Genomic DNA, 19769 nt, shown 5'->3' on the forward strand with positions numbered 1-19769 from the left:
AGAAAATATTCAGAATCAAAATAGCCTAGTGCAAACAGGTTATCTTATTGATTTATAAAGAAAAACATCTTTGTTGTACAAAAAATGAACGATTTGTATAGGGGGCCAGTGTTTTCGGGCTTAGGCAAAGTTTCTTGCAACTTTTCCCCAAAGTTATCCACAGATTTTGTGAAAAAATGTTTACAGAATTTTGACGCTGTTGTGACAATGTGACACTTCTTTTATCTCAAAGTGTCACATCTCATATAAACAGGGGATTAAGGAGGGCTTTGGCTTTATTCTTTAGTGCCGCTAGCGACCGTATAAGCTGGCCCTTGCTTGTGCTTTTTGTAGTTACCGAAGATTTCCTTAAAAGCTTTCTTCATGAAATCTCGTAGACCGGTGATGGTCACTACGTAGAAGGTGCCGCCTGGCTCAAGTCGATCCCAGGCATCCTGCAGAAAAATGTAAAGAAGCTCATTGCCGACTTTAGCGGGAATATTTGAACAAATTACATTGAAGTTCTTTTCGGTAACTGCGCTAAAGCCATTGCTAAGGCGTGCAGTTGCGTTTGAAACGCCATTGAGCTGACAGTTCTTGTTGGCATAATCCACTGCAACAAAATCCTTATCGACCATTAAAGTTTGTCCTTGTGGGGCCTGTTTTGCCATGGTGATGCCCAATGCACCATAACCACAGCCCAGATCGAGACAATTGTCGGTTGGCTCAATGTCCATGTATTTCAGCAGCATGACAGTACCGTCATCGATATTACGCGGAGAGAATAGCCCCCAGGTGGTTTTGAATTGTAGCGGGAAGTCACAAAGCGTCTCTTTGAAGCTAAGGTCTTTTTTCAATTCTGCGATATCAGATTTAGTGTAATGAGCCATGAGATAAGGGTAACCGTTAAAGATGGCGCGATTTTATCACTATGTTGTCAGAATCCCTAATACTGACAAGGGATTGATGTCGCTTGTGGATCAGAGGCTGTGATAGAATGCGCTCCATATTTTCGCCTTACCGAATAGTCAGGTTTCATGAATCAAACACCTTTTGTCTTTTATTGTCGCCCAGGTTTTGAGTCAGACTGTGCCGCTGAAGTGCAGTCTTTTGCTAATGCCTGTGATTTGGCGGGCTATGCCAACACAGCTCCTAACTCGGGCTATGTACGCTTTTTCCTGTTTGATGAGGCCAGTGAGCAGGTTTTTTTTGAAGAGCTGGATATTCATGAGCTGATTTTTGCCCGCCAGTGGTTCTGGGCAAAAGCAGAACTGGTGGAATTGCCACTGGACGATCGTATCACCCCAATTCTTGAGGTGTGTAGTGAAGTAGCCATGGCTAAGCAGGTTCTGGTAGAGCACCTGGACAGCGATGAGGGTCGAGAGCTTTCCAAGTTTTGTAAGAAATTTTCGACGCCTGTAACCATCACTCTTGAAAAGCAGGGTTTGATACACGAAGACAGCGAATTCCAACTGCATTTGTTGTTTTTAGCTACTGACCATTGCCTGGTTGGCTTTTCGCCAGTTGGCCGAGCATCTGAATTAAAAGGCGGAATTTTGCGCCTGAAGTTCCCAAAGGATGCGCCCAGTCGTTCTACCTTAAAGCTGGAAGAAGCGATTCAAACGTTGATGTCTGGAAAACAGCGAAAAGCGGTTTTGCGTTTAGGCCATACTGCTGTGGACCTAGGTGCTGCGCCCGGAGGCTGGACCTATCAGCTGGTGCAACATGGCTTGCAGGTGACAGCAATTGATAATGGCTCCATGGATAAAAAATTGATGCAGACCGAACATGTTATTCACCTCAAAGAAAATGCTTTAGCATGGATGCCTGAAAAGCCAGTAAATATGCTGGTGTGCGATATGGTGGAAAAACCGTCATTAGTCGCCAAGCTGATGGCCAAATGGCTGGTCGCAGGAAAAACCGAACATGCTATATTTAACTTGAAATTACCGATGAAAAAACGTTTTCAAGAAGTTAACGATTGTATCGGTATGATTTGTGATGAGCTTGAAGAAGCCGATATTGATTATTTCTGGCAGGCCAAGCATCTCTATCATGACCGTGAAGAAATTACGGTTTATTTCCGACGTAAGATTAAAAATCAGTCACATTAACAGTATGCAGAATCACGACACATCACATGACATCCCATTAGGTAAACAGGTTGAGTACCCATCCAGTTACCAGCCTGAATTGTTATTTCCTGTTGCGCGCCAATTGAAACGCGATGAGATTGATATTCAGGGGCAGCTACCTTTTCATGGAAAAGACATCTGGAATGCTTACGAGTTGTCGTGGCTCAACAGTAAAGGTAAACCCCAAGTTGCCATTGCCGTGTTCGAATTTGATTGTGCGAGTACCAACATCATCGAGTCGAAATCTTTCAAGCTTTATCTAAACTCTCTTAACCAAACCCGTTTTACTGATTGGTCAATTGTCGAAAAAACTTTAACTGAAGATTTATCAAAAGCCTCAGAGACAACAGTTTCCGTAAAACTGTATGAGGTTGAAGCTTATAACGAAAGTGTTCCGGTCAATGAGTGGCGGGGAATTTTACTTGATGAGCAGGATATTGAGGTATGCGATTATCAATATGATCCTGATCTGTTAAAAGTTGAGTCTGAGGAAGAGGTTTCAGAAAGTCTCTACAGCCACCTGCTCAAAAGCAATTGCCTAATTACTTCTCAGCCAGACTGGGCCAGTATTCTAATCGAATACAAGGGGCCGAAAATCAATCACGAGGCATTACTGAAGTATCTTATCTCCTTTCGAAACCACAATGAATTCCACGAGCAATGTGTCGAACGGGTATTCACAGATATCATGAGATATTGCGAGCCTTCGGAGCTGACCGTATACGCGCGTTATACCCGTCGGGGTGGTCTTGATATCAATCCGTGGCGATCAAACGTCAAAAGCAAACTCTGCCCTAATCAACGCCACGCTAGGCAATAAGTAAAGCTGGTTTCAGTTGATATAACTTTAGGTCATACAGTTATGGTTGATAATTCGTAGAGAATAGACGTCTATACGTCAATAATGTCAGGCCTTATCATTATTGATGTACTGACGTGACTGTAAAAGAACAACTGCTAAATGGTTTATCCGGCGCACTTATTAATACCGAGTTACTGGATTCCATTCGAAACCTTAATCCACAACAGTTAAATTGGCTCAGTGGCTACTGTGCCGGACTGCTTGCTTATCAATCGGAAAACCAGGCTGAGACCGAAGTGGCTAACCTAACGGTTTCCAGCCATGCTTCGCAGGCGGCAAAACCAGTGCTGGTTCTTTATGCATCTCAGACAGGTAATGCCCAATCTGTCGCCGAACAACTTATTGACCGCCTTCATTCCAGTTCTGTAACAGCCGAATTAAAGTCTACTTTGGCTGTTTCGGCAAAAGAGCTTGTCGACTACTCAACAATCTTATTGGTAACCTCAACCCATGGAGAAGGTGAACCACCGGATGATGCCGTTGATTTCTACGATGAACTGACCAGCAAAAAGCTATTATCAAAAAAACAACTGTTAGCAGGTATCGACATTGCGGTGCTGGGTCTGGGCGACTCAAGTTATGAGTTCTTTTGTCAGACAGCAAAAGATATGCTGGATAGTTTTAAAAAGCTCGGGGCACAAGAGTTAACCGAAATTGTACTCTGTGATGTTGATTTTGAGCCCGCTGCTAAGCAGTGGATTGATCAGGTCGCTGCAGCGGTAATAGCTAAAGGTAAGGAGCTAAAGACCGGGAAAGATGCATCAAAAATAGCGATAGATTCCATTGATAGTATTGTCCGCAATGAGAAAATTAATTACGACAAAGAGAATCCCTTTACAGCATCCATTGCGACTATTCAGCGAATAACGGGTAGAGGCTCATCAAAAGAAACCTATCATCTAGAAATTGATATAACTGGTTCCGGAATTCTTTACGAGCCAGGCGATGCTCTAGGCATCATTGCTCATAATCGTTCTGAATTGGTGAGTGACATTATAGAGTTACTACATCTTAGTGGTGATACTCAAGTCAAATACCGTAATCAACAGTTAACATTAATTCAGTTTCTTACAGAAGTTGCTGAACTGACTTTAATAAACAAGGGTACGGTTCAGGCACTAATTGAGCTTACCCAAAGTGACGCGTTAAAAAAGAGAGTTAAAAACAATTTCAAAAGCTATGTCAAAGACCATCAGCTGATTGATGTATTGCTTATTGCAAAGCCAAAAATAAGTGCGCAGCATCTGGTCGATATATTAAAACCTAAGAAACCTAGACTTTATTCAATTGCATCAAGTCAGCGAGAGAACCCTGATGAAATACACCTCACCCTGAATCATATTCTTATAAAAAATCAAAATGGAATTCGATATGGCCTGGCCAGTCATTACTTGACCCAGCAATTTGAGGAAGGGCAAAGCGTAAATATATTTGTTGAAAGAAACCCTAAATTTAAGCTGCCATCAACAGACTCCCCGATAATTATGGTGGGTCCCGGTACTGGCATTGCGCCGTTTCGTGCATTTCTGCAAGAGCGTGCCGCAAAAAATAGTGCAGGAAAAAACTGGTTGCTGTTTGGCAATCCCCACTTCAATACAGACTTTTTGTATCAGGTTGAAATTCAAAAGTATGTCAATTCAGGAGTGTTGAACAAACTGCATTTAGCCTTTTCGCGTGACAGTGATCAAAAAGTTTATGTGCAACATAAGTTACTCGAAAATTCAGCGGAGGTTTGGCAATGGTTAGAGCAGGGCGCCTACTTTTATGTCTGTGGAGATATGCACAAAATGGCTAAGGATGTAGAGAAGGTTTTGTTGAGCATTATTCAACAGCAAGGAAAGTACAGTCTGGATGAAGCTAAACAATATTTCAAAGACCTTAAGGTCCAGCAAAGATATCAGCGGGATGTATACTAATGAGCAAAGTAAAGCCAACTATTTATGACCCCAACAAACATACTGCAGTAGAGACTATTAAAGTAAAAAGCGATTATTTGCGTGGGACATTGCAGCAAAGTTTGCAAACAGAATTGACCGGGTCCGTTGCCGATGATGATCAGATGATCATTAAGTTTCACGGCTCTTACCAGCAGGATGACCGTGACCTACGAGCTGAAAGGCGTAAACAAAAATTAGAGCCGTTGTATTCATTTATGATCCGTGCGCGATTGCCTGGAGGAATTGCATCGGCAGAGCAATACAAAGTATTGGCAAAAGTTGCGCGAGACTATGGGCATAGCAGTCTGCGTTTAACAACGCGCCAGACCTTCCAATGGCATGGTGTATTTAAACGTGATTTAAAGAAAACCATTGCCGGTATTAATAACGCTCTTGTGGATTCGATTGCAGCCTGTGGTGACGTTAATCGCAATGTGATGGCCAATCCATTGTTTGAGCAATCGAAGTTACATCGAGAAGTTTATGGATGGTCAAAAAAGATCAGCGAACATCTGTTGCCTAACACTAATGCCTATCATGAAATTTGGTTAGACGGTGAGAAAGTTGAAAGCACCGAAGAGCCCATCTACGGTAAATCATACCTGCCGAGAAAATTCAAAATGGCGATTGCTATTCCACCCAACAATGATGTGGATTTATTTGCCAATGATATTGGATTAGTCGCCATAGCGGATAATAAAAAATTAATAGGTTTTAATATTCTAGTTGGAGGTGGGATGGGGGCTAGTCATAACGATAAAGAAACCTATCCTCGAGTAGCAACACCCATTGGTTTTTGTAAGCCTTATGAAACTTTAGAAGTCGTTGAATCCATTCTTAAAGTACAGCGCGACTATGGCAACCGTGAAGTGCGTAAACTTGCCCGTTTAAAGTACACCATTGATCGACTTGGTGTTGCAACTTTTAAGGAAGTACTGAAAGACTATCTTGGCTGGAGTTTATCGGAAGTAAAGCCATTCGCTTTTGAACACAATGGTGACCGTTATGGCTGGATACAAACGGATGATGATAAGTGGCATCTCACACTTTATATCCATAGCGGAAGAATTAAAGACACGGAACGATCACAAGTGTTTACAGGACTGCTTAAGATTGCAGACATTCATACTGGAGAGTTTCGTTGTTCCCCCAATCAAAACCTGATTATCAGTAATGTAAGTCAGAGCAATAAAGCAAAGATTGAACAGATTCTTGAGCAACACAATATCAGCACTGGACAGAGTGAAACTCCTACCCGGTTAAACAGCTTAGCCTGTGTTGCTTTTCCCACCTGTGGCTTAGCAATGGCTGAGGCGGAACGATATCTGCCGACTTTAATCGATAAAATAGAAGTACTACTAAAACGTTATGAAATTCAGCAGATACCAATAAATATTCGTATGACTGGCTGTCCTAATGGCTGTGCCAGACCTTATCTTGGAGAGATTGGCTTTGTCGGCAAAGCTCCGGGTAAATATAACCTCTATCTCGGAGCTAGTCATATCGGTGACCGGGTTAACAAGTTGTATCGTGAGAATATTAATGAGACTCAAATTCTTGCGGAGCTAGAGCCAATTTTTACCCGTTTTGCCAGAGAACGATTAGCGGATGAAAGTTTTGGCGACTTTGTTATTCGTCAGGGCCTGGTTGGGGCTGTTTATAATGGGAACGATTTTCATGCTTAAGCCTACTGGTATAAATGGACGGTGAAGGCTATGAGGTTACCAAATGCAGATTGGCTCATGCAGGTTAATCAAGCCCTGAAAACCAGAACCGCCTCTGAGCGAATAGAGTATACGTTGGAGCACTGTCCTGGAAAGGCTGTAGTGGCTTCAAGCTTTGGTGCTCAGTCGGCTGTGAGCTTACACCTGCTAACGCGAATCATGCCGAGTATACCGGTAATATTAATTGATACCGGGTACTTGTTTACCGAGACCTATCAGTTTATTGATAAGCTTCACGACCGGCTTAAGCTTAATTTAAAGGTATACCGAAGTGAGCTTAGTCCTGCCTGGCAGGAGGCTCGCTATGGTAAGCGGTGGCAGCAAGGGATATCAGGTATCGAGGCCTATAATCAACTCAATAAAGTTGAACCAATGGAGCGTGCGTTACGTGATCTTGATGTAGGAACATGGTTTTCAGGTTTACGTCGCCAGCAGGCCAAAAGTCGCCAGAAGCTACCAATAGTTCAGGCTTTCAAGGGCCGAATCAAAGTACATCCAATCATAGATTGGTCCAATAAGGATGTGCACGAATATCTTAAGGAATACGATCTTCCCTATCATCCACTTTGGAATAAGGGTTATGTTTCAATTGGTGATACTCATAGTACCAAGCCTCTTGGCTCAGACATGGACGAGGAAGATACTCGCTTTGGTGGTCTGGTAAGAGAGTGTGGCTTACATGTTGATACGCTTTCAGGTTTGTAGTTATAACTGTCTGATTTAGTAACTTATTCTTTCTGATTATACGACCTTGGCTAAAGATTATTTTTGATTGTTTAAGATGAATGATTAGATATGGCCATCTATACGTTTAATTAAGTTCATTACAATGGAATATTTTCCGATAACAGTAAGACTCAAGGAGCAGCGATGCATTATCGTTGGCGGTGGCGAAGTTGCGTATCGTAAGCTTAAAAGCCTACTCAAAGCTGGTGCTAAAGTTAGCCTCAACGCATTAGAGTTTTCTTCTCAGGTATTGGAGCTTGCTCATAAGCATCAGCTACCTGTTCATCAACGAACATTCGATGAGGATCTGTTGGATGATGCTTATCTGATCATTGCAGCTACTGATAATCATCAATTGAATCAGCAAGTCAGCCTTGCTGCACAGAAACGCAAGGTATGGGTTAACGTTGTTGATGACTTGGATTTAAGTACTTTTATCATGCCTGCAATTATCGACCGATCACCTTTACTGGTTGCTGTTTCAACGGGTGGTGTTTCGCCAGTACTGGCGAGGAAAATTCGTGAAAAAATTGAGTGGTTACTTCCACGCAACCTCGGCCAGCTTCTTACGAGACTTAAAACTTTTCGCGGTTTGATAAAAAAAAAGTTTCCAGATCTGAAGACTAAACGAAGCTTTTCTGAGTGGTATATCGAACAGGCAATCGGGGACCCTTCTTTTATCCGTTATGGATTTGAACAGAGCCTCAGCGGATACAACTTAACAAATCAGGCAGAAAAGAAGGGTAGGGTCTTTTTGGTTGGTGCTGGGCCAGGTGACGCTGAGTTGCTGACAGTCAAGGCGCTAAAAGTTTTGCAAAAAGCAGACGTAGTCTTACATGATGCTTTAGTTTCTGAGCAGATCCTGGAGCAAGTTAGGCGTGATGCGAGTTTGATTCATGTTGGCAAAAGAGCTGGTAAGGATTGCGTACCTCAGAAAGAAACCAATCAGTTGCTGGTAGATTATGCCGAAAAAGGATTAACCGTTGTCCGACTTAAAGGAGGCGACCCTTTTATCTTTGGGCGAGGTGGGGAGGAACTTGAAGTGTTGGTTGATGCTGGCATTGAGTATGAAGTGATACCGGGTATCACCGCTGCTTCTGGCTGTGCGAGTTATGCCGGTATTCCTTTGACTCATCGTGACTATGCTCAAACGGTGATGTTTGTTACGGCTCATTGTGCAAATTCTATCGATAAACTTAATTGGCAGAGTTTGGCCAGAGAAAAGCAAACAGTGGCGATTTATATGGGGCTGTTACGTAATAAAACGCTGGTCGATAATTTAATAAAGCATGGTCGAGATGGTGATACACCCATAGCAATTATTGAAAATGGAACACTGCCTCAACAGCGGGTTGTTAGAGGTAAATTGAAGCAACTGACCGAGCTTGTTGAAGGTTATAAAGTGGTTTCACCTGCCTTAATTGTTATTGGCGAAGTCACAGTATTGGCTGATAGGCTTGGTTGGTTTTGTGATAGTCATTTACTTGGATCTAATAAAGACAATCTTCAAATTAGTACAACTCAGAATTTAAAGAAAGCGAGCTGAAGTTTATTTTGTAAACTTCAAGGTATAAAAAAACCCGACCAATCAGTCGGGTTTTTTTATTAGAAAGTCGGGTGTTTAGTCCGCCCCTTCCATTAGCTTTTTAATCAATGGTGAAATCAACAACATAAATACTGCAATGCCCATTGCCCAATAGCTTACGTTGGTATAAACATCAACGTAGGTAGCTTTTGCTGCAGCTACGTCTGTTAGTTGGCCACCAATGGTCTCTGCACCTGTGGTCTTTGCGATAACACCAGCCAGGAAGTTTGAAAGGCCGCTGTATAAGAACCAGGCACCCATTGTCATTCCCACTGCTTGTGCTGGCGCAAGTTTGGTAACAGCTGAAAGACCAACCGGAGACACCATTAATTCACCAAGTGTGTGAAGGAGGTAAATCAGGAAGATGAAGTAAACAGCAGTCAAGCCTACTTCTGTTGATGCCTCAATTCCTCCAACAAGTGCAAGGAAGCCGAAACCACATAGGAAAACACCTAAGGCAAACTTTACAGGGGTAGGAGGGTTGAGTTTTCTCTTGGCCAGGAAACTCCATAACCATGCCAGAATTGGAGCAAAAATGATGATATAGGCGGCATTGAGCGACTGGAATACAGGCGCCGGTACAACCCAACCCATCATACTGCGATCTACTAATCTGTCTGTAAACAGGTTCAACGATGATCCAGCCTGTTCGAACAGTGCCCAGAAAGGAATTTGAGCCAGGATAAAGTAAATTGCTGCAAACATACGATGGCGCTCGTCACCTTTAAGCTTAATTACTGCGTATGAAATAAGAATGGCCAACATTACGATGCCCAGTACGCCAAATATGTCGCCCATGATCTCTGCGTTCATTACGAAGAACATTGAGATGGCGATAATGCCAACACCTATCAGGTAACACATCCACTCGTAGTTAATAAAGGCAAAGGCTTTTTCTTTCAGTTTCGCTGGGTTTGGTGGCTCAGCCTTACCTTCAAGCCAGTCTTGCTTCCAGATAAATGTTACAAGGCCAAGTATCATGCCGATACCAGCCAGACCGAAGCCGTATGCCCAGCCCCAAACAATACCAATGATGCCGCAGGTTAGTGAAGACAGCAGCGAACCGAGGTTAATACCCATATAGAACAGAGTAAAACCAGAGTCACGACGTGTATCCCCAAAGCCATACAAGGAACCAACGATGGTTGAGATATTTGCTTTTAGGAAGCCTACCCCCGCAATAATGAGTGCTAGAGATAGATAAAGAATATTAACGTAAAGGTCTTGCTTAACGATTTTCGTTTGATACTCGTCACCTTCGATGACAGCTGGTAAGTTCAGGCTCTCATGAGATGAAATTTTTATGTCTGCAGGTGCTTCTATACTAACTTCTGATTCACCTTCCTGACCTTTAAGAACGTAGGTTGCATCTTCACCAGTACCAGTTTTTATCAGTGTATAGTTTTTGTTCTGATATTGGATTTGGCGAGTTTCAGTGCCGCCCTCAACTTGTTGGCTAACAACCGTGTAGTCAAAGCCATCGATTTTATTCGGGAAGCTTGGTCCTAATTTGAAAGAGGTGCTTAGGTATAATGTAGGGTTCACACCAAAGGTCATGGCACGGTTTTCACTAAAGTTAACAGTACCTGAGATACCATCTTTTTCTAGTGTAACTACTTTCTTGTCGCCTTCACCCTCTTCGACTAACTGGTAGTCCTGACCATTGTAGGTAAGAGTTTTAACAGTTTTATTTTCCTGTTGTAGCTCTTCATCTCCATTTTTAACTTCATATTCAAAACCACCTAGCTCAGAAGGTAATCCTAGTGCGGTAGCGTTATTAATCTGGAGTGTCTGGTTACCAAAGTTAATGTAGGTCTGACCTTGCTCGGTTTTGAGGATCTGTCTGGCATCACCCCCACGACCATCAAGTGTTATTTGATATTCTTTGCCCGAATGGCTCATTAGCTCTTTTGAACCACTACCCTCAAAGGCCATACCAATGTGACCCAACACCAACAATATGGCACCGAAGGTAACTGCCTTTCTGGTACCGAGGTATCTATCGGCCAGCGAGCCACCAATGATGGTCATTACATAAACCAGCGCTGTGTAGGCTCCATACAATATGGTTGATTTCTCGTCGGAGAAAAGAAAATGCTGGGTAAGATAAATAATAAGCAGGCCTCGCATCCCGTAATACGAGAAGCGTTCCCACATTTCTGTGAAAAACAGAATGATTAAGCCACGCGGGTGACCTAATATCGTTTTTTCATCTTTTGGAATAGTATTTGTTTCGGCCGTCATTGTCGGCGGACTCCTATAAAAATGGATTTGAACTTAAAATTGTCGACTGAACTATTTATAGTTTTATAGTGTTTATCACGAGTATCAGTGATAAAACGATCACGTTAGTTTAGCTAGCAGTTATTTGAAAGCAAGGAAAATGGGCTTTTTAACCTATTTTTGGTTAAAAAGTATACAGTTTTTGGTGGTAAAGCATGCGTCAATCCAGTCTATTCAACGAAAGTTCCTATGAAGTCATCCGACTAAAGGATGCTGAACTTGAGTATTGGCCTGAGTTCCTTAGTGGTAAAGATGCAGGAGAATATCTTGGTAAGCTGCTGAAAATTACGAATTGGCAGACAGAAACCATACGCATAGCGGGAGTCGAGCGGCTGGTTCCGAGGTTGACCGCCTGGTTTGGGGATCCAGGAGCTAGCTACAGTTATTCAGGAGTTTTGCATCATCCGACAGCCTGGAATAAGGAGTTATTGGCTCTAAAAAGGCAAATAGAGCAGTGTTGTGGAGAAAGCTTCAACAGCGCACTATTGAATCTGTATAGAAATGGCAAGGATAGCGTCGCCTGGCACAGTGATGACGAGCCCGAACTTGGCCGGCAACCTGTTATTGCTTCCTTAAGTTTGGGAGCACCGCGAAGCTTCCAGCTAAAACACAAAAAGGACTCTCATTTACGTCACAAACTGACGTTGACTTCTGGTAGTCTATTGGTAATGCGTGGCGATATGCAACAGTGCTGGTCGCATCAGGTTCCGAAAGAACCTGCGGTGACTGAGCCTAGAATAAATATCACCTTTCGGAATATTGTTACTAACTCAAATCAATAAGGAGTCATCGTGTCATTTCTTGCCTGTCGCGTCTTTGAAAATAAAGAAAAAGAACTGAAAATCAATCATCAGCTGGTGCAGATGGAGCTTGATGAGCTGACCGCTGGTGATGTGTTAATACGTGTTGAGTACTCAAGCATTAATTATAAAGATGCATTGGCAGCTTCAGGCCGTGGCAAAATCATGAAGCAATTTCCGCTTAATGCTGGGATTGATCTGGCTGGAGTGGTAGAGCACTCCGACTCCTCGCACTTTTCAAAAGGCGACCGAGTGTTAGTAAATGGTTGCGGTATTGGCGAGCAGTTTGACGGCGGACTGGCTCAGTATGCACGGGTTCAGTCTGATTGGGTCATCAAAATTCCTGAAACTTATGATGCACGCCAGGCCATGATTATTGGTACTGCTGGTTTTACTGCAGCCCTAGCAATTCATCGGATGCAGGTTAATGATCAGAAGCCAGAAATGGGGCCGATCGTGGTTACAGGGGCAAGCGGTGGTGTCGGAAGTATCGCGGTTAACCTGCTGAGCAAATTAGGCTATGAAGTAATTGCGTTGACCAGCCGAAAAAGTATGCATGACTATCTATATGAGTTGGACGCACAGAAAGTGGTCAGCGAAGATGAGCTTGGCATGAGCGATAAGCCATTGGGCAAAGCCTTGTTCGGTGGTGCCATTGATAATATCGGTGGCAAAACTTTAAGTAAAATTATTGCTCACACGCAGTTATGGGGTAATGTGGCGTCAATAGGCTTGGCACAGAGTCCTGATTTAGAAGCAAAAGTGTTTCCATTCATTCTGAGAGGCGTCAGTCTTTTGGGCATCAGTTCAACCAACTGCCCTATGCCACTACGCACCAAGCTATGGCATCAGTTTGGTAAAGAGTTGCCGTTGCCGGACTTTGAAACAATTGTCAGCAAAGAAATTGCACTAAAAGATGTCTCTCCTTATTTTGATGAGCTGATCGATAAAAAACACCATGGGCGACTTATCGTCGATTGCCAATAACAAAAATTGAACAGAAAGATTATGCAAACAGGATATCGCTTCGAAGCCATCGATCCGGAACAGACCATTATCGTTACCGCAAGTCAGCGTTTAGCTCGCCATCTTCGGGATGAATATAATCGTTGGCAAGCTTCACAGGGGAAAACGGTATGGCCAACGTTACAGGTCATGCCATGGGGAGCCTTTACTTCGACCCTGTGGGAGTTGCTTGGAGAACAGCTGAAAACTGATAATTCGAATAAACTCCCACACCTGTTATCCGATCAGCAGAGTCAGTTTATCTGGCAGGATATCATTGAGCGATCCGAATGGAATGACTTTCTGTTGAATATTAACGCTACCAGCAGCAAAGCCTGGCAGGCCTGGCAGCAATATCAACAATGGCAATTGGATATCACTCAAAGTTTGGCTTGGGATAAAGATACTCAGGCATTTAAAGACTGGGCGCATGAGTTTGCCCGTCGAATGGAAGCGGAGCACTGGATAGACAGCGCATCAAGCATTAATCATTTATTAGAATTAATGCAAACTTATCAGCTATCTGTTGCAGCCAATATCTTCACCGCAGGTTTCGAACAGGTTACACCACAGCAACAAAAACTTTTTGACCAACTCGGTCAGATTTCAGAACTTCAGGTTTTTGCAACATTTAATCAGCCAACAACCCCGAAGGTTTTAAGCTTTAACTCCACGCGAGAAGAATTTAAAGCTGCAATCCATCAGGCAAAAAATACAGTTATCGAAGCGCTAAATACCCATCCGGAGAAACCCATTCGCTGCGCCATTGTCGTACCGGAACTTGAAAAACATAAAGCCTTAATTGAACGATTGTTGTGGCAGGAATTAACACCAAGCTTGAGCCCTGAACAAGAGCCAACTTCTGGTATTTTTGATATTTCTCTAGGGGAGTCTTTGAATCAGCAACCGATAGTGGTTACTGCATTGAATCTTTTAAAGTTTCTTAATGGCAGTGTTGAAACTCAAATACTGCAACAGTTATTACTCAGTCCCTACTTTGGCAAGCAACAAGCAAAAGATGCAGAGTACGAGCAATTGAGCAGTGATAGAGCAAGGCTAGAGAAATTTTTACGTACAAGTCACAAGCAAAGATTCGCCATTAATGAGCTTAGTGACTTGGCGCAACAGGCCAAAATCATAAGCCCATCATTTACATCATTGATAGAGAGTTTAAGTGATGCGCAGCAACTGGTTAAATCAAAGTTAACTTTGGCAGACTGGGTAAAACGACTCACTTTGATTTTAGATACTGCTGGATGGACTGGCATGCGTACCCTGCAAAGTCGCGAATATCAGGTGCAGCAAACATTATATGATTGCTTTAATCAGCTGAAGCAGTATCAGGTGTTTTATCCTGAGGCGATCAGTTTCTCAAACTTATTAGAGCTGCTGTCACAAGTGGTAACTGAAAAACAATTTCATCAGGAACTACCCAAAGCGCCGATTCAAATTATGGGATTGTTGGAAACTTTGGGTCTTGAGTTTGACCAGATCTGGTTAACGGGCGCAACTTATCAGGTGCTGCCAGCTCAACCTAATCCCAATCCGTTTATCGATAAGCAAACTCTCAAACAGCATCAGATGCCGGGTAGTTCGGCGCAACGCGAGTATGAGTACGCACAGCAGTTATTTACAAGCCTGCTTGCCAGCAGTCAAAATGTCACTGTGTCATATCCGCGTTTTGATGGTAGCAGTGAATTGCTTCCCAGCCCCTTTATCACAGAGTTTCCTGAGCAGACTATTGCTGCTAATGCTCGTTTGGCACCTGGCTTTATTAATGAAATCATAGAATATTCAAAGCAAGAGAAATTCGTTGAGAATTATCAGGACACTCATGGTCTGCCTTTAGCTGAAGGTGTTGTGAAAGGAGGAACCGGCTTCTTTAGAGATCAGATTAACTGCCCATTCAAAGCCTATATGAGCTATCGACTGAAGGTGAAAGAGTTTGAGGAAGTGGAGCAGGGATTGAATGCGATGGAACGCGGAAGCTTGGTGCACAGTGTTCTTGAAGCCTTCTGGAAAGAGCACGACAGCAACGAGATATTGATGGATAAAAGTGAGTCACAACTGTCATCATTAATAGAGCCTTATCTGGCTACTGTTCTTGAAGAATACAGAGAACAGTTTTACTACCTGCAGCTTGCTGACTTTGCTGATAATGAGTTCCACCGACTATTAAAGCAGTTAGTTCAGGCGCTACAAGTTGATGCTAAACGTTTGCCATTTACGTCATTACCACCGGAGCAGAGTCAATCAATTACGATTGAGGGTTTAACTTTTAACCTTAAAGTCGATCGAATTGATGAAGTGGAAGATGGCCTGCTGATCATTGACTATAAAACTGGAACACCGACCCGCGCAAAGCTCTACCCAAAAGATAAGGACTTAGCCCCTGAGGAGCCGCAGCTGGCACTGTATGCAATCAATCAGGGTGACAAGCCAATTGCCGGAGTAAGTTTCTTTAATATTAATGCCAAGGAAGTTCGCTATCAGGGGATTGCAGATACTATTGAACACTTAGCGCTGGATAAGCGAAGTGCCATTAAAGAACCCATGTCCGACATTATTGAGCGCTGGCAATTACAGATGTCAGAAGTTGCGTGTGATATCAAATCAGGTACGGCAATTGTTGATCCCAGAAGCTGTGACTATTGTGATTTTGCTTCTGCGTGCAGAATTAATCAGCGTAAAAGCATAGTCCAACAGGCTGATGATAATAGTATCAAGAATGGAGGCGCTTTATGATTTCGGATCTGAATGCTCGCCAGGAAGCAATTGATCATACCCGCTCCTTTATTGTGCAGGCACCGGCAGGATCTGGGAAAACAGAGCTATTGACCCAGCGGGTACTAAAACTGTTAGCGGTGGTACAGAACCCAGAAGAAGTAGTGGCGATCACCTTTACAAATAAAGCTGCTCGTGAAATGCAGAATCGGATTATGCAATCGCTGTACTCAGCGCAAGGTTCAAAGCCTCATGAACCACACAAAGTATTAACCTGGGAACTGGCTAAAAGTGTATTGCAAAGAGACCAGGAACTTGACTGGGGGTTGATGCACAGTCCGCATCGATTACGGATTAAAACTTTTGACTCTCTGTGTGCCACCATCGCCAACCAGATGCCTGTATTAGCAAAGTTCGGTGGCCAATTAAGTCCCACTGAAAATCCATACGAGTTGTATTATGAGGCGGCCAAAGCTGTGGTGGATGGCGTTAAAACACAGGAATCCTGGGCAGGGCATGTTCATCGCGTTCTCGCGCATACTGACAATAAGGTTGAGCAATTACAGGAGCTGCTAGCGCAACAGTTAGCGAAGCGTGATCAGTGGTTGCGATTGCAACAGGAAGGTACTGCAGAACGCGATATTTTGGAGCAGGGCTTTATTGATGTGCTTGAAGCAGAACTGAAGCAGCTTGATTCATCAATTCCCACAGAGTTAAAACAACGATTGCTATCCTGCATTATATTTGCTGCAGATTATTTTGAGGATAGCCATCCACTGATTGCGCTCAAAACTTTGGTTGAATGGCCACAAGCGAAAGCAGGCCACTTAATTTATTGGCAGGGTATTGCCAATTTCTGCATGAGCAAAAACAAAGCTGAGCTTTTAAAAACAGGGCCCATGCCGCCACAAAAGCTTGGCGAAACTAAAGATGAAAAAGCTGTCATCAAATTGAAAAAAGATGAGGCTACAGAGGTGATGGCAGAGCTGTCTGAATATTCTTCTTTTATTGAACACATGGCCATCATTCGCAACTTCCCAAATATTCATTACCAGGATGATGAATGGGAAGTGATTGAATCTTTGACTGAACTCATGCGTATAGCGACCGCTCATCTCACGATAGAGTTTAAACGACAGGGCCTTGTCGATTTTACCGAGATTTCAATGGCGGCCGACCGCGCCTTAGGCAATATTGATGCCCCGTCTGAATTGGCGCTTAAATTGGATTACGGAATTTCCCATATCCTGGTGGATGAGTTTCAGGATACTTCGTATGGACAGTATCAGTTGATCGAGAAACTTACCGCAGGATGGCAAGCCGATGATGGGCGCACTCTCTTTGTGGTTGGTGATCCTATGCAATCGATTTATCGCTTCCGTGAAGCAAATGTCGGATTATTTATTCAGGCGCGTGATCATGGGATTGGTGATATCAGACTTGAGTTTCTGCAGTTGACCAGTAACTTCCGTTCCAGTGAAACTGTAGTGGACTGGGTCAACAAAAGTTTTGCCACTATTTTCCCCGGTTATGATGATGCTGTGTTGGGTGCGGTAAGTCTGGCAGAAGCAACCGCCACAAAAAACAGTACTGACCACGATAAGGTTGATTTTAAGATTTTCTTTGGTGACGACGATAACGATTCCGGTTCGGATTATGACTCTGAAGAAATCATCAATGATGCAGCGACTCAGGAAGCAAAAGCTATTGCTGAGCAGATTGCAGTCTTATTAACAGAATACCCTGAACAGGACATTGCGGTTTTGGTCAGGGCGCGCAATCACGGTGTAGCCATCATCGAAGCGTTACAGCAACGTTCAATCTCCTATGTCGCAGAAGAGTTTGAGGAACTGGCCGAAAAACAAAGTGTACTTGATATATTGACCCTGCTACGGGTTCTGATTCATCCGCAGGATAAAGTAGCCTGGATAGCATTATTGAAATCACCCTGGTTCGGTTTGACCCTAACCGACATAACTTTAATTGAGTCTATATTCGGTGATGACATTTATCGTATTCTAACCGAGTACAGTTCTGTTGAAGGTTTGTCCCAGCAAGCTATTTCAACGTTGGCAAAACAGGGTGCCATACTTGAAACGCACAGAGGACAATTATACCAGCAGCCTTTAGCCATTCAGCTGGAAGCTTTGTGGCTGCACTTGGGTGGCGCCTTGCTATGCCAACCGAATGAGGTTGAGCAGGTTTATACTTTCCTCGACTTTGTTAGCAGTTACGAACAAAACCAAGTTATTACTGACTATAAACCCTTGCTATTGGCTATGAGTAAACTGCATGCGCCACCGAGTCGAGAAGACGATTGTCGAGTATCAATCATGACCATGCATAAATCAAAAGGTCTGGAGTTTGACACCGTTTTTTTACCCCAGCTCAATAAAGGCAGTAGCAATAATGATAAACAACTGATGGTGTGGGAGGAGTTCCCAGCCCAGGACGATTCCAGTCAGTATTTAATGGCTCCTGTTGATCAGGTTGGTGAAAGCAACTCTCTGTATAAGTTTGTTAATAATTTTTCACGACAAAAAGATCGTCTGGAAAGTGGTCGCTTACTATATGTGGCTTCGACGCGAGCAAAACATCGACTCTATTTAAGCTGTTGTGGAGCGGTTTCCTATAATCAAAAGGAAGAGCGATTGAAGCTGTCTTCATTTGGAAATGACAGTTTGATGAACCTACTTAAGCCACTTTACGAAACTTTTATCGATTCAGAAGTATTACGTCTCGATTCAAATCAGAATAAGGCCAACAACTTAGAGCAAGTTTTGGATCAAAGTTGGCAGCGGCTTAAAATCGACTGGAGTTACCCAGCATTAAAGAACTCATTCGAAGGTATTAAGGGACTGCTCGAGAAGAATTCAGTGATTTCAGAACAGGCAACCATTGAGTTCGATTGGGCAACCGACATTGCTAAAACGATAGGTGTCTTGTTACATCGACAATTAGAGTTAATCAGTAAAGGTCAGTGGCAACTTAATGATGGTTCGATTGCTGATTATGCGACTGCAGTTTATGAGCAATTATTGCGTACAGGTTACACCGGAAAAAATGCACGTTATGCACAGCAAAGAATTAAAGAAGGATTGACCAATGTGCTAAATGATCCCAAGGCACAGTGGATTTTATCAGCGCAACATCAGGAGTCTGCTTGCGAATTAGCCTTAACAGGAGTTGTTGATGGAGAATACAAAGCTTTTGTCATTGATAGAACTTTTGTCGATGAAAAAGGGACTCGTTGGATTGTTGATTATAAGACTGGTAGCCATCTTGGTGATGACGTTGCTGGGTTTATTCAATCCGAAATAGAGCGGTATCATGGTCAGTTAGAACAATACAAAACGTTAATGGCTCAGATTGATCATAGACCGATTAAATTGGCACTCTACTTTCCAATGATGAAGCGATTTGAGGAATTATAAATTGGATACTCACACTAAAGAAACAGACCGATTAATTATTCGTCCTTTTGAAGAAGGCGATGTAGAAGATTATCTTGAGTATGCGCTGGACCCGGAAGTAATGAAATATATTCGTCCGGTGGGCGATCCAAAAGTTGCGCGTGAGATGTTTTTGAGTCATGCCGGTGATTGGACAGGAGAAGAGGGGCGATGGATGGGCGCTGCGGTCGTGCTTAAAGATAATAATAAAATGGTTGGTGACGTTGGATTTCGTTACAAAAGTAAACAGCATCAACAGATCGAGATTGGCTATAAATTTAACCGTCATTATCAAGGGCATGGTTATGGCTCAGAAGCTTTACAGGCTCTATTGAAGTTAATTGTTCGTGACTGGCCGTTTCATAAACTCGTCGCTTATTGTGAACCGAGGAATATTGCTTCCTGGAAACTGATGGAAAAAATTGGTATGCAGCGTGAAGGCTATTTTAGAGAGAACTTTTATTTTGATGGCCGCTGGCAGAATGAAGTGGCTTATGGGGTGCTAAAGCGAAACCTGAAACTCTAATAATTCAACAATAAAAAAGGAGCCGAAGCTC

General features: G+C 43.1%; 13 protein-coding genes. 11 read left to right on the forward strand and 2 right to left on the reverse strand.

Going from position 1 to position 19769, the window contains the following annotated elements; translation table 11 throughout:
* Nucleotides 1-275: 275 nt before the first annotated feature.
* Nucleotides 276-869 (reverse strand): class I SAM-dependent methyltransferase, encoded by a 594-nt coding sequence (locus B158_RS0110805; RefSeq protein WP_018625391.1) that lies wholly within the window; start codon nucleotides 867-869, stop codon nucleotides 276-278.
* A gap of 147 nt (nucleotides 870-1016) precedes the next feature.
* Between B158_RS0110805 and rlmM the strand changes: the two genes are divergently transcribed.
* From rlmM to cysG, 6 genes are all read left to right on the forward strand, one after another.
* Nucleotides 1017-2093, forward strand: coding sequence for a 23S rRNA (cytidine(2498)-2'-O)-methyltransferase RlmM (rlmM, locus tag B158_RS0110810; RefSeq protein ID WP_018625392.1), 1077 nt, complete (start codon nucleotides 1017-1019; stop codon nucleotides 2091-2093).
* Nucleotides 2094-2097: 4 nt separating this feature from the next.
* Nucleotides 2098-2934 carry an NADPH-dependent 7-cyano-7-deazaguanine reductase QueF gene (gene queF / locus B158_RS0110815; RefSeq protein ID WP_018625393.1) on the forward strand — a complete coding sequence of 279 codons (837 nt, stop codon included), beginning with the start codon at nucleotides 2098-2100 and terminating at the stop codon, nucleotides 2932-2934.
* 116 nt (nucleotides 2935-3050) lie between these two features.
* Complete coding sequence (locus B158_RS0110820; RefSeq protein ID WP_018625394.1) at nucleotides 3051-4892, forward strand: assimilatory sulfite reductase (NADPH) flavoprotein subunit; 1842 nt, start codon at nucleotides 3051-3053, stop codon at nucleotides 4890-4892.
* Entirely contained in the window at nucleotides 4892-6598 is a 1707-nt protein-coding gene (cysI, locus tag B158_RS0110825; protein ID WP_018625395.1) for an assimilatory sulfite reductase (NADPH) hemoprotein subunit, read from the forward strand. The genes B158_RS0110820 and cysI overlap by 1 nt, the downstream gene beginning before the upstream one ends.
* A 30-nt stretch (nucleotides 6599-6628) precedes the next feature.
* Entirely contained in the window at nucleotides 6629-7342 is a 714-nt protein-coding gene (locus B158_RS0110830; protein WP_026309368.1) for a phosphoadenylyl-sulfate reductase, read from the forward strand.
* 124 nt (nucleotides 7343-7466) lie between these two features.
* The gene (cysG, locus tag B158_RS0110835; protein ID WP_018625397.1) at nucleotides 7467-8909 is read left to right on the forward strand and encodes a siroheme synthase CysG; all 1443 of its coding nucleotides are present in this window, start codon (nucleotides 7467-7469) and stop codon (nucleotides 8907-8909) included.
* Nucleotides 8910-8984: 75 nt separating this feature from the next.
* Here cysG and B158_RS0110840 read toward each other — a convergent pair whose 3' ends face one another.
* The gene (locus tag B158_RS0110840; protein WP_018625398.1) at nucleotides 8985-11192 is read right to left on the reverse strand and encodes a peptide MFS transporter; all 2208 of its coding nucleotides are present in this window, start codon (nucleotides 11190-11192) and stop codon (nucleotides 8985-8987) included.
* A gap of 194 nt (nucleotides 11193-11386) precedes the next feature.
* On the opposite strand from B158_RS0110840, the gene B158_RS0110845 reads away from it, so the two are divergent.
* The 5 genes from B158_RS0110845 to B158_RS0110865 are packed head-to-tail and all read left to right on the forward strand — an operon-like array spanning nucleotide 11387 to nucleotide 19738.
* Nucleotides 11387-12013 (forward strand): alpha-ketoglutarate-dependent dioxygenase AlkB family protein, encoded by a 627-nt coding sequence (locus B158_RS0110845; RefSeq protein ID WP_018625399.1) that lies wholly within the window; start codon nucleotides 11387-11389, stop codon nucleotides 12011-12013.
* A 9-nt stretch (nucleotides 12014-12022) separates the two neighbouring features.
* A complete protein-coding gene (locus B158_RS0110850; protein ID WP_018625400.1) occupies nucleotides 12023-13018 on the forward strand; it encodes a YhdH/YhfP family quinone oxidoreductase in 996 nt (331 codons plus the stop codon).
* Between the two features lie 21 nt (nucleotides 13019-13039).
* Nucleotides 13040-15781, forward strand: coding sequence for a PD-(D/E)XK nuclease family protein (locus tag B158_RS0110855; protein ID WP_018625401.1), 2742 nt, complete (start codon nucleotides 13040-13042; stop codon nucleotides 15779-15781).
* A complete protein-coding gene (locus B158_RS0110860; RefSeq protein ID WP_018625402.1) occupies nucleotides 15778-19194 on the forward strand; it encodes a UvrD-helicase domain-containing protein in 3417 nt (1138 codons plus the stop codon). Before B158_RS0110855 ends, B158_RS0110860 begins: the two co-directional genes overlap by 4 nt.
* A 1-nt stretch (nucleotide 19195) precedes the next feature.
* The gene (locus B158_RS0110865; protein ID WP_018625403.1) at nucleotides 19196-19738 is read left to right on the forward strand and encodes a GNAT family N-acetyltransferase; all 543 of its coding nucleotides are present in this window, start codon (nucleotides 19196-19198) and stop codon (nucleotides 19736-19738) included.
* Nucleotides 19739-19769 lie beyond the last annotated feature (31 nt).

This window comes from Kangiella aquimarina DSM 16071, assembly GCF_000374105.1.
Taxonomy (GTDB): domain Bacteria; phylum Pseudomonadota; class Gammaproteobacteria; order Enterobacterales; family Kangiellaceae; genus Kangiella; species Kangiella aquimarina.

Bases quoted from the DNA above. Each gene is read 5' to 3' on its own strand.
- B158_RS0110805 (WP_018625391.1), bottom strand. From the start codon at position 869: ATGGCTCATTACACTAAATCTGATATCGCAGAATTGAAAAAAGACCTT.
- rlmM (WP_018625392.1), top strand. From the start codon at position 1,017: ATGAATCAAACACCTTTTGTCTTTTATTGTCGCCCAGGTTTTGAGTCA.
- queF (WP_018625393.1), top strand. From the start codon at position 2,098: ATGCAGAATCACGACACATCACATGACATCCCATTAGGTAAACAGGTT.
- cysI (WP_018625395.1), top strand. From the start codon at position 4,892: ATGAGCAAAGTAAAGCCAACTATTTATGACCCCAACAAACATACTGCA.
- B158_RS0110830 (WP_026309368.1), top strand. From the start codon at position 6,629: ATGAGGTTACCAAATGCAGATTGGCTCATGCAGGTTAATCAAGCCCTG.
- cysG (WP_018625397.1), top strand. From the start codon at position 7,467: ATGGAATATTTTCCGATAACAGTAAGACTCAAGGAGCAGCGATGCATT.
- B158_RS0110840 (WP_018625398.1), bottom strand. From the start codon at position 11,192: ATGACGGCCGAAACAAATACTATTCCAAAAGATGAAAAAACGATATTA.
- B158_RS0110845 (WP_018625399.1), top strand. From the start codon at position 11,387: ATGCGTCAATCCAGTCTATTCAACGAAAGTTCCTATGAAGTCATCCGA.
- B158_RS0110855 (WP_018625401.1), top strand. From the start codon at position 13,040: ATGCAAACAGGATATCGCTTCGAAGCCATCGATCCGGAACAGACCATT.
- B158_RS0110860 (WP_018625402.1), top strand. From the start codon at position 15,778: ATGATTTCGGATCTGAATGCTCGCCAGGAAGCAATTGATCATACCCGC.